The 14046-nt window shown below is 42.6% G+C and carries 15 protein-coding genes; 8 read left to right on the top strand and 7 right to left on the bottom strand.

Going from position 1 to position 14046, the window contains the following annotated elements:
* On the bottom strand, positions 1 to 363 hold the full coding sequence (locus BTO09_RS13385; RefSeq protein ID WP_157663521.1) for a hypothetical protein: 363 nt from the start codon (positions 361 to 363) through the stop codon (positions 1 to 3).
* Between the two features lie 137 nt (positions 364 to 500).
* Between BTO09_RS13385 and BTO09_RS14630 the strand changes: the two genes are divergently transcribed.
* Positions 501 to 626 (top strand): hypothetical protein, encoded by a 126-nt coding sequence (locus BTO09_RS14630; protein WP_255396792.1) that lies wholly within the window; start codon positions 501 to 503, stop codon positions 624 to 626.
* A 48-nt stretch (positions 627 to 674) separates the two neighbouring features.
* Here BTO09_RS14630 and BTO09_RS13380 read toward each other — a convergent pair whose 3' ends face one another.
* Both BTO09_RS13380 and BTO09_RS13375 read right to left on the bottom strand, forming a co-directional pair.
* On the bottom strand, positions 675 to 2798 hold the full coding sequence (locus BTO09_RS13380) for an FAD-dependent oxidoreductase (protein ID WP_087525261.1): 2124 nt from the start codon (positions 2796 to 2798) through the stop codon (positions 675 to 677).
* A gap of 71 nt (positions 2799 to 2869) precedes the next feature.
* Positions 2870 to 3772 carry an EamA family transporter gene (locus tag BTO09_RS13375; RefSeq protein WP_087525260.1) on the bottom strand — a complete coding sequence of 301 codons (903 nt, stop codon included), beginning with the start codon at positions 3770 to 3772 and terminating at the stop codon, positions 2870 to 2872.
* Between the two features lie 140 nt (positions 3773 to 3912).
* Here BTO09_RS13375 and BTO09_RS13370 point away from each other — a divergent pair, with 140 nt between their 5' ends.
* Positions 3913 to 5463 (top strand): M20/M25/M40 family metallo-hydrolase, encoded by a 1551-nt coding sequence (locus BTO09_RS13370; RefSeq protein WP_087525576.1) that lies wholly within the window; start codon positions 3913 to 3915, stop codon positions 5461 to 5463.
* A 4-nt stretch (positions 5464 to 5467) separates the two neighbouring features.
* Here BTO09_RS13370 and BTO09_RS13365 read toward each other — a convergent pair whose 3' ends face one another.
* Positions 5468 to 5842: a hypothetical protein gene (locus BTO09_RS13365; protein WP_087525259.1), complete on the bottom strand. Its 375-nt coding sequence runs from the start codon at positions 5840 to 5842 to the stop codon at positions 5468 to 5470.
* A 136-nt stretch (positions 5843 to 5978) separates the two neighbouring features.
* On the opposite strand from BTO09_RS13365, the gene BTO09_RS13360 reads away from it, so the two are divergent.
* Together BTO09_RS13360 and BTO09_RS13355 are read left to right on the top strand one after the other, a co-directional pair.
* Complete coding sequence (locus tag BTO09_RS13360; RefSeq protein ID WP_087525258.1) at positions 5979 to 6503, top strand: 5'(3')-deoxyribonucleotidase; 525 nt, start codon at positions 5979 to 5981, stop codon at positions 6501 to 6503.
* Between the two features lie 328 nt (positions 6504 to 6831).
* Entirely contained in the window at positions 6832 to 7311 is a 480-nt protein-coding gene (locus BTO09_RS13355; protein ID WP_087525257.1) for a DUF2306 domain-containing protein, read from the top strand.
* A gap of 134 nt (positions 7312 to 7445) precedes the next feature.
* Here the strand turns inward: BTO09_RS13355 and BTO09_RS13350 are convergent, their stop codons facing one another.
* From BTO09_RS13350 to BTO09_RS13340, 3 genes are all read right to left on the bottom strand, one after another.
* Complete coding sequence (locus BTO09_RS13350) at positions 7446 to 7967, bottom strand: DinB family protein (protein ID WP_087525256.1); 522 nt, start codon at positions 7965 to 7967, stop codon at positions 7446 to 7448.
* 159 nt (positions 7968 to 8126) lie between these two features.
* Complete coding sequence (locus tag BTO09_RS13345) at positions 8127 to 9104, bottom strand: hypothetical protein (protein ID WP_087525255.1); 978 nt, start codon at positions 9102 to 9104, stop codon at positions 8127 to 8129.
* 132 nt (positions 9105 to 9236) lie between these two features.
* Positions 9237 to 9920: a hypothetical protein gene (locus BTO09_RS13340; protein WP_087525254.1), complete on the bottom strand. Its 684-nt coding sequence runs from the start codon at positions 9918 to 9920 to the stop codon at positions 9237 to 9239.
* Between the two features lie 129 nt (positions 9921 to 10049).
* On the opposite strand from BTO09_RS13340, the gene BTO09_RS13335 reads away from it, so the two are divergent.
* The 4 genes from BTO09_RS13335 (at position 10050) to BTO09_RS13320 (ending at position 14033) form a co-directional block, all read left to right on the top strand.
* A complete protein-coding gene (locus tag BTO09_RS13335) occupies positions 10050 to 10481 on the top strand; it encodes a hypothetical protein (protein ID WP_087525253.1) in 432 nt (143 codons plus the stop codon).
* A gap of 162 nt (positions 10482 to 10643) precedes the next feature.
* Positions 10644 to 11603 carry an OmpA family protein gene (locus BTO09_RS13330; RefSeq protein WP_087525252.1) on the top strand — a complete coding sequence of 320 codons (960 nt, stop codon included), beginning with the start codon at positions 10644 to 10646 and terminating at the stop codon, positions 11601 to 11603.
* Positions 11603 to 12241 carry a hypothetical protein gene (locus tag BTO09_RS13325; protein ID WP_087525251.1) on the top strand — a complete coding sequence of 213 codons (639 nt, stop codon included), beginning with the start codon at positions 11603 to 11605 and terminating at the stop codon, positions 12239 to 12241. The genes BTO09_RS13330 and BTO09_RS13325 overlap by 1 nt, the downstream gene beginning before the upstream one ends.
* A gap of 1 nt (position 12242) precedes the next feature.
* Entirely contained in the window at positions 12243 to 14033 is a 1791-nt protein-coding gene (locus BTO09_RS13320) for a sodium:solute symporter family protein (protein ID WP_087525250.1), read from the top strand.
* Positions 14034 to 14046: the final 13 nt, after the last annotated feature.

Raw genomic sequence — 14046 nt, 5'->3', positions numbered from 1 at the left:
TCAGTTCGTTTCTAGTTGACAGACATATTTTATCTTCACCTTACGCTTGCGCCCAAAGGTCATGGCACTGAGCAGGATAGCTCCAAAGGTGTTACGGACTTCTACCGTATGCAGGCGCCCTGATTTACAGGCAGAACTTTCCTTGATCAGGTAGTTGATGTCTTTCGTGGTGGCCTTTGCAGTGATCACAGTGTCTAACTCTACAACCTGCATATCGCGATAATAATCAGTTCGCGTACTTAAGGGGTCGGGTTGTTCATCGCCATTGATACTCACAAAGCGCACCGAATAGCAAGATTGCAAACACAGACCGAGCGCAAGGAGTATAAATACTCTCTTTTTAAAGGGGTTAGTTAGTTGCATTTTTGGGTATATATTTATGTTTGATTGTGGGTTGAATTGTCTGATTTAAAAGTAGTTGCATCCCTGTGCTTACACAAGAGGATTTATCCCCTAATTGCGGGAGGATTTCCCGTACCTTTGGAGAAACTTAAAAATCTATGGGTTTAGCAATTGGAATATGGCAGGCGGTTCTTATTGGAGTGTTGATCTTTGGGATCATGTTCCTTTCCTTTCTGATAGCCATGATCAAAAAGTACCAGAAACGCAAAAATCAGGGCAAATAAAAACACCTACTGAGCAGAACCCAAAAGGTGTTTTTTTTTGCTAGTTTTCTAACTCAAATAAGCTTCCAATTCCTTTACTTGATCGGCCTTAGAATCGATATCTGGATAGGTCAGTACTCCCCAAATCTGCTGCATTTTGACAATGAGATCATCGCGCTGCATTTGTTTTAAAATGTTGAAAACGGCATTGTAACCAGAGTCCATGGCGCCGACTATCCAACCGTGGTGCACAGAACAGCATTCACCAGCTATATTTAAATGTCCTTCGAATTCTGGGGTCAACAAGGCCGGATATAAGTTCTTGAACTGCCCTGGACGGTAAAGTGCAAAAGCGCCACCACCGGCATGATTATCCCAAAACCAGGTCTTTGTGGTTACCTCTGGGTCGTAACCTGCAAATACAGCTTGTACGTCAACCTCCGGATAGAGGTATTGAATGCCTTTTAAGCATTCATTTACGCGCGCCTCGTCATCCAAAGCGCCCATACGCTCCGCATCTTGAGCCCAGCAATAAATTTGCAAAACACCTCCTTGGGCCTCATAACCATAAGACGGATACACTATTTGCCTATTAGGCCTGTCTGAAGTGCCAACACCTAAGCCTTCGTGTTGTCTAGATCCTAGCGTAGCCCAGAATTGCTCTTTAAAGGTTATAAAGGCCTTGAACGAAGGCATATAATTACACTCACGCAAAGCTCTAGCCTTTTCAAAGCTGAGATTTTGGAAGAAATCTGCTCCTAGGCTACCATTAATATAATTTCCATTGGGTAAAGTGCTTATTACATAAGGATACTGTTTGATCTGCCCATTCCCTTCTGAATCTGTAATTCCCATCTCCATGCCACCATAATTTGAAAATAAACTGCTGTTATAGCGCAGATCAACAACCTTTGTGTTCAAATGTACTCTGGTTTGACTCACAGAACCTGGAACAGGAGTCGGCACTATCGGATCTGCTTTAGGCACGCTTGGTGGTGGTGCTGCGTCTGGAGTTAAATTGGTTGGCGAATACCCTTTTTGTCCGTTCTGCCCCGGTATCATACCAATGCTTTGCTGAGCTGCGATACCATCTGTCACTTGAACACCTTCTTTAAGGTTGAGTACAGTTTTACAGGCATCCGGAAAGTGTTGCATTCCTTTGTCTACGGTGACCATATAGATATTTGGATCGGCCGGATCGTAGGGATTCTTACTTCCGCCCCAATCGTATACGGCGATCACCATTTCTACGAAAGAGACGGCATACATACCTGTTCCGACGTTCAAGGTCTCTAAATAAGAAACCACGTTGTAAGGCAAATTATCGGTCTTGGCACCCATAGATTCTTGGTAATATTCTCCTAATTCACCCAAGGTGAATACATTGGTCAAATAGCTCCACATCGAATGATTGTCGTGCTGCATGAGCATTTCAAAGCCTTTTTTAAAGGATTGGTTGATAGCCTCAATAAAAGGTTGGTTGACCTTTTCCAGTATCATATTGATTGGCAAATAGGGGGTTTCACAGCCTTGAGAAGTCGGTGTTAGCCAGACTTCTGCAATATCACCTCCATGGGCGGAGTCAAAATTCAAAGGATTCAAAGAGGCGTCTTTGGCCTCAATAGGAGCTTGCATATTGTTATATCGCATTCTTTGAACCGGAGAACTGTAGTAGAATTTACGCCAATTCACTTGTTTATTTTCTAAACCATTCCGCGCCAAGACCGTATTTAGTGCTATGGTTAATTGTTGCACCGGTAGCATATCCGCAGAAAACTGAGGAACTCTCATTCCTCCTACTTCACCGTAAAGACAGGCTTGGTCTGGGTTGCTAGCATTGTACAATTTGGAATACCAGGTGTCTATCCGACCGCCAACGCGATCACTTGCCTCAAAAAGCTCGAACGCTAACCCAAGCGATTGCAAGATCAATCCTGCATACATGCCAGCGAATCCGCCGCCTACTATTCCTACTAAGGGCTGATCTTGTTCAAGGTCTAGCTGTGGCCCCTGGGCTGCAAGCTCGCGTTGCTGTTTTATTTTCTTTAAATAGTGGTCTCCGTAGTTTTTGACGACAAAGTCAGAGAAAGCTCTTTTTATTTGACTTTTGGACGCTGCTTTATTTGTTTGCTGTTTAGCCTTTAAGGCCGTTGTTTCAGGTTGCGCCGGACTTCTGAATTCTAAATAACTCATGCTGTAGGAATTTTAGGTTGGGACTAAACTACTACTACAGCCCATGGTATACTAGGTGGTAAATACCTGATTTATGCCTTTTCTCTTTTTTTGCGTTTACCGCTATTTATAAAGTAAACTCCTGTTAATAGTACAGTTGCGGCGATTATTGATTGGGTACTTATAGATTCCTGCAAGACATACCAACCCAATAACATTGCGATAATTGGATTTACATAGGTAGAAGTAGCTACCTTTTCTGGAGAAACACGCTTGAGCAAATAATTGAAAGAGGTAAAGGCGGCTATACTTCCAAAGATGACCAATATGAGCATTACCCATTGCACGTCTGGTTTCCATTGCTGCGGAGCTACCCAAGCTTCGCCAAAGGCTAAACTAGCTATCAATAACATAATGCCTCCAAAGAACATCTGAAATCCTGTATTTACAAAGTAGTTCTTGGGCATGTCGGCCTTTGCCACGAACAGACTCCCATAACCCCAACTCAGCATACAGCTAAAGATCATTAGCACTCCTAAAAGACTGTTTGGACCCATTAGGATCTCATCTTGGCTGATGAGTAAATACATCCCAATAAAACCTAAGAAAACACCGATCATACTTTTGAACTGTATGCGTTTGCCCTGTAAGATCCACATCAGCAATAAAACAACCAAAGGTTGAGCTGCGATCTCTAACGCGGCAAAATTACTATCAACAAACTTTAGCGCCCAGACCACTACTCCATTTCCATAGGTCAAAAACAAAAAACCCACAAAGGCAGTGTTGCGCACTTGTCGCCAGCTTATACTGAGTTTGTGACCCATAAGTCGCGCAATGAGAAAGATCAATAGGCCGGCCGTTGTAAAGCGAATACCCGCTAAATAAAAGGGTTCCAGTTGTGCAACAGCAACCTTGTTGAGCATATAGGTTGCACCCCAAATCACGTAGATGGCAAAAAAGGCCAAAGGAATCAGTACGCGTTCAGATCTCATATTAGGTGTTGGCGGAATTAGTATTCAATACTACTGCAATAAATTGGACTTTCTATTTAGCGGCCATAGAATTTTCTGAACTCACTATTGGATTTGTTCGATTAGCCGTATTTTTAAAGAGCAAATCACAAACCAATACAATGCGAAAATTACAACTACTACTGCTGTGCTTATTAATAGCACCACTTTCTATTTTAGGTCAAGAGGAAGATCCTGTCATTGCCGGGATCATCAAGGAGGCTAATGAGAACTCTCAACTAGAACCATTGGCCCATGAACTTATGGACCTTATTGGGCCGAGATTGGTCGGTACACCGCAAATGTATGCCGCCCACGAATGGGCTGTTGCCAAATACGGCTCTTGGGGAATAATAGCCGAAAACCAACAATTTGGTGCCTGGCGTGGTTGGGAGCGCGGAATTACGCATATCGACATGGTACATCCACGTGTGCAGAGTCTCAGAGGAACACAATTGGCCTGGAATCCGAGTACGTCTAAGGAAGGTGTAACGGCAGAACTTGTGGTTTTACCAATGGTGAAGGATTCCTTGGAATTTGCAAAATGGCTCCCTTCGGTAAAAGGGAAATTGGTAATGATCTCCATGAATCAACCCACTGGCCGACCAGATTATAACTGGGAAGAATTCGCGACAGAGAAGTCTTTTGAAAAAATGAAAGAAGCTCGTGACGAGCAAACCCGTATGTGGCGTGAGAATTTTCAGAACATGGGATACAACAGCAGAACCTTGCCTAAAGCTTTGGAAGATGCAGGAGCTGTAGGCATAGTGACCAGTAATTGGTCTCGAGGTTTTGGGGTTAATAAGATATTTGGAGCACGTACTAAGGCAATTCCAACAGTAGATCTAGAATTGGAAGACTACGGGATGTTATACCGCATGGTAGCCTCTGGACAAAAGCCACAATTGAATATAGTTGCCTTATCTAAGGAATTGGGTGAAATGCCTACCTTCAATACCATAGGAGAAATAAGAGGAACTGAATTGCCCAACGAGTACGTGATACTTTCTGCCCACTTTGATTCATGGGATGGCGGTACAGGTGCTACGGACAACGGAACAGGAACCCTGGTTATGATGGAAGCTATGCGTCTGCTCAAGAAGTTCTATCCCAACCCTAAGCGTACCATTTTAGTGGGTCATTGGGGCAGCGAAGAACAAGGATTAAACGGTTCAAGAGCTTTTGTAGAAGACAACCCTAAAGTAGTAGAAGGCACACAAGCTCTGTTTAATCAAGACAATGGTACAGGCCGCGTAGTTCGCATTTCCGGAGGTGGATTTTTAAATAGCTATGATTATCTAAGTCGCTGGTTGGCTGCGGTTCCTAAAGAGATCACCGATGAGATCGAGACCACCTTTCCTGGTTCTCCTGCCAGAGGAGGTTCTGACTACGCAAGTTTTCAGGCTATGGGGGCACCTGCATTTAGTTTAAGTTCTTTGAATTGGTCGTATTGGAATTATACTTGGCATACCAACAGAGATACTTACGACAAGATCGTTTTTGACGATGTTCGCAACAACGCTATACTCACAGCGATTTTGGCTTATATGGCCTCTGAGGATCCGGAGCGAACCTCCAGAGAAAAAGCTGTATTGCCTTTAAATCCTAGAACAGGAGAGCCAAGAGAATGGCCTACTCCTAGAAGTCCGAACCGTCGCGGTGGAATGGAATAAGTTGCTAAGCAGCATACTTGGACAAAAGCGCTCCAAGGGTGTAAAGCGTAGAAAAAACCAACCAAAGCAGTTGTGGTAATAGCCACAGCTGCAACTTTGGGGTTTGCGCTTTAAGTTGTTTGAAATAATAGACAGTAAGTCCTAAGGTGAGTAGGTTCGCTAAAAAGCCGGATTCTATTGGATAGACATAAGGAGTTACCAATGGGTAAAGCCAAATGACGGCTAAGAGCACTACCCCGGTCTTAAACAAGGGAGTCTGCATATTTTGCCGCTTATTCAGCATTAATAAGATGTAGATCAAAAGGCCACTGAGAACAATCCAGATTCCGGTTGCGTAATCTGGAACCCAAGAAAGTGCATCTAATAATTGGTCGATCATATCAATAGAATTTAAAACAAAGTAAATACTTTTTACGGCTATAATTGCTGATTTTTATCAAACATTATCATTGGGTTAAAAATCATGGACTCGGCCCAGAATGAGAGTATTTTAAAGAAATTTGTAAAAAAACAGAATGACCATATTCGTAGACATGGATGAAGTGCTTGCCGATACTTACGGGGCACACATAGACATTTACAATAAAGAGTTTAATGCAAACCTGACCTTGGACGATATTTCAAGTGGAGAAGTTTGGGAGAATGTTCCCTATGAACATTTGCAGAATGTTAAAGATCACGTTTGGCGCGATGGTTTCTTTAGGGAGTTACCGTTAATCAAAGACAGTCAAGAGGTAATGCGGGAACTAGCCGCCAAACATGAAGTTTACATCGCAACAGCTGCTACGCAGTTTCCAAATTCTCTAAGAGAGAAAAGTGATTGGTTGGATGAACACTTCCCTTTTATTACTTGGGAATACCGCATTTTGTGTGGGCATAAGTTTATTTTGGATGGCGATATTCTTATAGACGACCGTTCTTATAACCTCAAATACTTTAACGGTCGTGGCTTGCTTTTCAACTCGCCTCACAATAGAAAAGACGAGGGTTACGAACGTGTCGCCAACTGGCAAGAGGTAGCAAACAAACTGCTGGACTAATCATTTTAACAATTCTCTAACGCAACCTGGCACGTTATTTAAGTCCTATTTATAAAGAGATAAGTTTAATTAACAACAAAGCGTTATGACCTTTTTATTTAAGAATTGGGCAGCTAAGAGAGCCAGATTACTGGTGCTGCTCGAAGAATGCGCTAAAGCCAGTAGTTATGCGATCCACAGATAATATAAGTATTGCTTTAAGCACCGTATGAATCCCTTTGAATGAAGCATTTGAAGGGATTTTTATTTATGCGCAATTCAGTACGCTTTTTCTACAGTTCAGTACATAAGATGTTGTGAACTGCCTTGCTCCTAGTACTTTCGTTTTATGGAAAATTATATCTCTGGTACCGTAGGGGCGATTCACCTGTTAACAGCTGTCATTGCACTAATTGCTGGAACAGCTGTACTACTGCTTAAAAAAGGAACTCGAACTCATAAAAGGTGGGGATACCTCTATGTGATAGCCATGATTCCCATGCTGGTGACATCCTTTATGCTCTATAATCTTTTTGGGCACTTCGGAATCTTTCACTTTGCGGCCATAGTTAGTGGGCTAACCCTAATTGGAGGCATGCTCCCCATTATGACCAAAAGGCCTAAAACCAATTGGATGGCCTATCATTTCTCTTTTATGTATTGGTCTGTACTTGGGCTTTATGGAGCTTTCTTTTCGGAGCTTTTTACGCGGATTCCAGAGACACCATTCTTTGGGATGGTTGCAATAGCAACTGGAATGGTATTTGGGATTGGAGGTTATGTTTTTAAGAAGCAGAAGGCTATTTGGTTTAGCCGATTTGTCTCATAAAAAAGCAGCGACTGGCGCTGCTTAATATTGTTGTACTATCAAGCTCCCCAACTTGCAGCACTTTTCAAATATAGGCCTGCAAGACTTAGTAAAAGCCCGTATTTCTACCTGTTTTTAAACTTGTAACTAAGGCACTAGGTCAGATAGCGTTCTTTGATGATGTTGTTATGCCAAATTTCGTGACCCAAAACTATAAAAGCAGCAGCTCCTGCTGTTAAAGGCCGCTGACTTGCGGTTCCTTTTTTATGAAAATCTGCTTCCGTTAAGGACTCCAGAATCGAAATACTATAAGCTCTGGTGATGGCGTATTCATTGATGAGCGCTTCTTGAGGTTTCTCATTCGCTCTAGAGGGCGGCACATAGACATCTTGGTCAAAACCGCTAATATTGGCTTGTTCTCCTCTGGCTATCCTAAAACAGCGATGGATAAATATGCGTTCGGTGTCTATGATGTGCTGGACAACTTCTGCCAAGGTCCATTTGCCGGCAGCATAACTGTGGTGCCAGCTTTTGTTGGGGATGTTTTTAAAAAAAGCTACAATCTCTTCTCCTTGCTCGCGGTAGGCCTGAATCAGATCGATATTTTTGGGGACTGCGGAGAGATAGAGCTCGTAGTATTCAAAATAATCCTGAGGGTTTAATTCGGATACTGTCATGAGATCTATTTATAGACTCAATTTATAAAAAAATAGAACGCTCCCGAGAGCGAAGTTTAAAATTACCACAAAATAACTTCTAATCGGGAGCGTTGCAACAACACTAATTTACTCACTAACTGTATGAATATCGGGCAACCAACCCGAGTAAATTACGGTCTACTGTTTTGTAAATCTTATTCTGGACGGAGCGGTTCCAAATCCGCAGCGACCATCAAATCCTAAATATCCTTCTACAAACCAAACCTCAAAGACACTGTCGTCTAAGATGTTGGCGGGTGCGTTCTCTTCTCCTGGACCTAGCAAAATGGGGCTAGACGTAGAGAATGTGCATTGTCCGATTACACTGGACAACTGATTCTTTCTAAATACAACTTGGTCACAGACTATGCTGAATTCATAAATTCTGGGCTGTTCGTTTGATGGATGAGATAATATATGCTTGAGTCTAACCTGCCTTACTGTATTGGAATGTGATGCTTTTTCTACAGACACCAAAGTTCCGCTTTCATTGAAAGTGGGTCCTAAGGGGCCATCTATAATGCTCGTCATTACATAGTCACCGGTAAATAGCTCCTCGTCTATTGGTTCCACTACATTGATCGTATAACAGTAGGGACTGCTAAAAAAGGTCTCGTAGGCCAAAATTATCGAACTGGCCGTGCCTGTTGTAAAAGAACGTCCGTCAGTCAAGCGAATGACTGTCCGCAATAAGAACTGATCACTACATGAAATGTTTTCCAAAGAGACTCCCACAGCCGCTGCCATGGCTGCCTGTGAGTAGTTCAGGGTTATTTTGGGAAAACCATTGGCTCCCAAACCAAAATCTTCTGGTAATAAGCTGCCTAAACTGGCCTCTGTGGTCGAGAAGTCGCCACCTGCCGGAGTGTTATCCACAAAGCTAACCATTAGGTCTACCGCTTCCAGCAGGTCGCCGTCTAGTTCATCTTGCACTTCAATATCTACACTAAATACGCTATCAGGATCTCCGACATTGAATTCTGCATTGTTGAACTGTAAAGTTCTCACAACAGCTCCGTATTCTATTTCTTCTGTAACGATGTCTATAGCTTTGTCATCGTCCGAACAAGAATACCACAGCAGAACACTACAGATGAACAGTATACTTCTCTTCATTTTTCTTTTTCAATTCTTTTCGATTGGCAAGATGAAAGTAGCAGCAAAATGTGCAAAAACAGTGTTTACCGATAAATGTTTACCAGTATAATAATGAAGTAAATACGCTAGGAAGCCTTGCTAATATTGAGTTTAGCGTTGAGGCTTATTGATGATGAATTTTGCGCGCACTCCTGTGGCTAAATTCCATTCGTTGGAGAAAAGTAAGGCCCCATCGTCGTCTATGATGATAAATTCTGCCGTATTTGGGCCAGAGGTTCCTTGATTGAGTGCTTCTATTTCTACGGTATTCATTCCCGGGTCCAAAAAGAGCTCAAAATCCTGATATCCGCTACCTAATCGAACATTAGGCACAAGGACATTGTCGTTGATATACACGCGAACTCGGTCACCATCTACAAATTCATGATCGCGACAGCGCAAAACGACAAATTTGGCATCTGAGGTGTATTGCCCAAAGAACTGGTTCTGACGATATTCGTCTTTTTCCTCCTTGTCCTTGGTAAAGTATTTAGGAGCTTTATCGCTCTTGGTGCTTAAGAAGCCAGTATCGGTTGTGAATTTAATACCTTCTTTCTCGGTCTCTCCTATGCTTAAAGTATCGGTTACACTGAACTGTCCAAATCCTTGTTTGTCATCCGGATTATCAAGACCAAAATTCGGAATACTCAAACTACTGCCAGAAATATTGACATCGTCACTGCTAGAACCAAATGGGATGTCCAAACCCGAACTAGAGCCCATAGGACTGTCTATCTGTGCTATAGAAGCTGCAGTAAGCGTAAACAAACACCAAGTAAGAAGCGATCTTTTCATAATAATATTCGTAGCAAATATCGTGCAAAAAATGACAAATCGAGCTTATTGGTCCGAATTAACCTGCAGTTAACACATTCGTCCAGAATTTGTACATTTAGTCCAACTAATCAATTAAAATTTATTCCCATGACAGAGACAAAAAAACCCACTGCCCTATTTTGGGTGATCGCCATTGTGGCATTGGTTTGGAATATCTTTGGTGTATTGGCTTATTTAGGACAAGCCTTTATGACAGAAGAAACTCTAAAAATGTTGCCGACAGCAGAACAAGAGCTTTATGCAGTGACACCTTCTTGGGTGACAGCAGCTTTTGCTATCGCAGTTTGGTTCGGACTTTTAGGGGCAATCGCTTTATTGATCAAGAAAAGGTTTGCTTATCCGCTATTTCTACTTTCATTATTGGGAGTAATTGGGCAGCAGGTATATAGCTATTTCCTTTCAGATACGCTGGAGGTTTATGGGAATCAAGCCATAATTATGCCCGTAATTGTTCTAATACTTTCAATTGTTTTTGTTTGGTACTCTAAAAAGTCCATTCAGGAGGGTATTCTGAAGTAATAATATAAACCCCTGATTATTCAGGGGTTAAGTCTTTTCCTTTTGTTCACAAAAGGTTGATAATTCCCCTTATTTTTAACGTAGAAAAACTGAAGTTTTTTTTAGTTTTATCTTTGATTTTGTAGTATTTTTCGTCCATTATATTGGGATTGGGGTGCATTGATGAAGAATTTTCTAATAGCCTTAGTGGTATTTGCCGTTTGGACCTTTTTTGCACTGTGGCTGTATTCATTGCTTAAGGCCCCTGATAATATATCCTGGACAAAAGGCAGTGTTGAAGATTCGACAGCACAGCAAGTAATCGAACAAGTGAACCAAGATACCATTACAACTACCATCGCCGCTCGAGATACGCTATTAGCCACTGAGACGCCCGTACAGCGTGACGGTCTTATCGGTAAGGATGCCGATGGGTTAACGGTCTTCTATTTCGATCAAGGATTACAGATCAAAAAGAACGATTCCCTAGTTTATAGCAATAGCGCAAATCTCGATTACAAGTACAAGATCTTGAATTACCTCTTGGAACATCCAGATATGGAGGTAACGGTAGTTTCTCGCTACAGTGCAGACGAAGCCTTTACGAGTCCTAATTTCGGAGTAATAAGAGGAGAATTCATTAAAGAGGAGCTGGTTAGTGCAGGTATCCCGAGAGAGGTTATTGTGATCAAATCAGATATTCAAGACATTCCTTTTGATGCTACCAATACCTACGACAACGGTATAGCTTTTAAATTCAGTCCTTTAGATACAGAGCGCATAGCCGAGTTGGCCAATGCTATTCCAAAGAATAAAGTGGTCTACCCTACATTTACCAATTCTGGAATTCTTGTCAATAAGGAATTGCGCGATATCCTAGAAGAGATAAAAGTTGTACTGGAAGAAAGGCCGGAGATCACCGTCAAGATCGTTGGACACACCGACAATATTGGGAATTATCAAGACAATTATAATCTGGGACTAAAATATGCCAGACAGGTCCGCTGGTTTTTTATTGCCAGAGGAAACATAGATAAGACCCGTATCATGGCTTTATCTAAGGGAGAGTCGGAACCAATAGACTCAAACAACTCCCAGCGCGGAAGAGACCTAAATAGACGGATAGAAATTATTTTTAATTAATGGAGGGACTAGCTGACATCTTCGCTAACAATATGTGGTCTGCCTACTTGGAGATCAGTATTTTGATGCTCAGTTCCTTTTTAATTGGATATTTGGCGAGCTTACAACTCAATAGTGGTAAATACAAAAAGACCATTAAGAAGCTTCGCAAGGAGCTTGATGCAAGCCAGAGTGAGGCTGCAAAAGATATCGATGTACTCTATACAGAGATCGAACCCAAGATCATAGAAACCATAGAGAGTCGCACCCAACAAGCCACTGTGGCTCCACCGCCAAGAAAGCAAACCGTTGTTACCACGATAACTCCTGAACCAGAAACAGCGACACCGATCCGCAGCCAACAAGAAGTAGCAGCTAAAGCCAGTGCTACTTATCAGAAGGCTCTAGAGAAAAAGGAGCTCAATTTTGACAATTTTGGTTACGCCAGTGCCAGCGAAAAAGACGATCTAACCCAGATCAGTGGTGTTGGCCCGTACATAGAACAAAAGCTCAACGAGATCGGTATCTACACTTATGATCAGATCAGCAGGTTCAATTGGGAGGATATTCAAACAGTTACCGAAATGATCGATTTCTTCCCAGGACGCATGGAACGAGACAATTGGGTAGGTCAAGCCGAGCGACTGAAAAACTACTAGTATGTCTCTATCGACCTTGGATTGGGGGATCATCCTCGCTTTTTTTATTGTTTTTGCCATTATTGGAATTGCCGTTACTAAACGCGCAGGTAAGAATACCAAAGAATTCTTCCTGTCCGGTAGAAATATGCCCTGGTGGCTTTTGGGTATATCTATGGTGGCTACCACCTTTTCTGCAGATACGCCTAATCTGGTTACCGATATTGTCAGACAAAATGGGGTTTCCGGAAACTGGGCCTGGTGGGCTTTCCTGATCACAGGTATGCTTACCGTATTTGTCTACGCCAAACTCTGGCGACGATCTAAGGTGGTGACCGATCTCGAATTCTACGAACTGCGCTATAGTGGTAAAGCCGCTGCATTCTTAAGAGGTTTTCGCGCCATTTATTTAGGAGTGATCTTTAATGTATTGATCATGGCTTCTGTATGCTTGGCAGCCATCAAAATTGGTGGCGTTATGTTTGGCTTGGAACCCTGGCAATGTGTACTCTATGCCAGTGTTATTACGGTAATATACAGTACTCTTGGTGGTTTGCGAGGTGTTATTTTTACTGACTTTCTACAGTTCTTAGTCGCCATGGTAGGTTCGATTTGGGCTGCATATTATATCATTAATCTGCCTGAGGTCGGCGGATTGGACGCTATGCTTGCGCATCCAAATGTGGCCGATAAACTCAGCTTCCTACCAGACTTTAACGATACTGAATCACTAATTGTATTGTTGCTCATTCCTGTAGCCGTACAATGGTGGAGTGTTTGGTATCCTGGCGCGGAACCAGGTGGAGGCGGTTATATCGCTCAGCGCATGCTGTCTGCCAAAGACGAAAAGAATGCCATAGGCGCTACCCTACTCTTTAATATTACTCATTACGCCCTTAGACCTTGGCCTTGGATTTTGATCGCCTTAGCGTCTTTGGTACTTTATCCGGAACTCACAGACATAGGATCTGCCTTTCCAAATACCGTACTGGGTCACGATCTGGGTTATTCTGCCATGTTGACCAAATTACCCGCCGGGCTTCTCGGTTTGGTGCTGGCTTCGCTCATAGCGGCTTTTATGAGTACCATTTCTACACATTTGAATTGGGGATCTTCGTATATCGCTCTGGATTTCTATCAGCGTTTTATAAAACCTGAAGCCTCAGAAAAGGAACTCGTTGGTGTTGGTCGTATATCTACGGTCTTATTGATGGTCATAGCTGCTTGTTTGGCCTTGTTCTTGACAGACGCCTATGGAACCTTTAAAATATTACTGCAGATAGGTGCAGGTACGGGTTCTATTTTTATCATGCGCTGGTTTTGGTGGCGTGTTAATGCTTATTCGGAGATCAGCGGGATGATCGTTTCTTTTATTGTTGCCGTTTACTTCGAGTTTGTTCACGAAGAATTCTTCACTCCAATCGCCGACCATTATGTATTAGTCATTGGCGTGGGAATTACCACACTCACTTGGCTGCTCGTTACCCTAATGACTCGCCCAACTGCTACAGATAAACTGGTTGCGTTCTACAATGCTATTACGCCTTATGGTACCGGTTGGAACGGACTAAAACGCAAGGCATCCGAAGCACAAATTAACCTGCGTGAGAGTGGTGATAATTTCACTGCAGATCTGGGCTCTATGCTCTTGGGGATCCTTTTGGTTTACACCTCCCTGTTTGGTTTAGGCTTTGCACTGTACAGCAATCTGCTGGGTGCTTTGATCATGTTTGGTATAGCCGCTGTGGCAGGATTTGGGATATACAGATTCTGGCGTAATAAAAAAGGCACTGCATCTAGCAGCGCCTCTTAATTCTCATTATTTA

Origin of the sequence: Gilvibacter sp. SZ-19 (genome assembly GCF_002163875.1) — a bacterium.
Classification (GTDB): Bacteria; Bacteroidota; Bacteroidia; order Flavobacteriales; family Flavobacteriaceae; genus Gilvibacter.
This window is presented reverse-complemented; position numbering and strand designations above follow the sequence as displayed.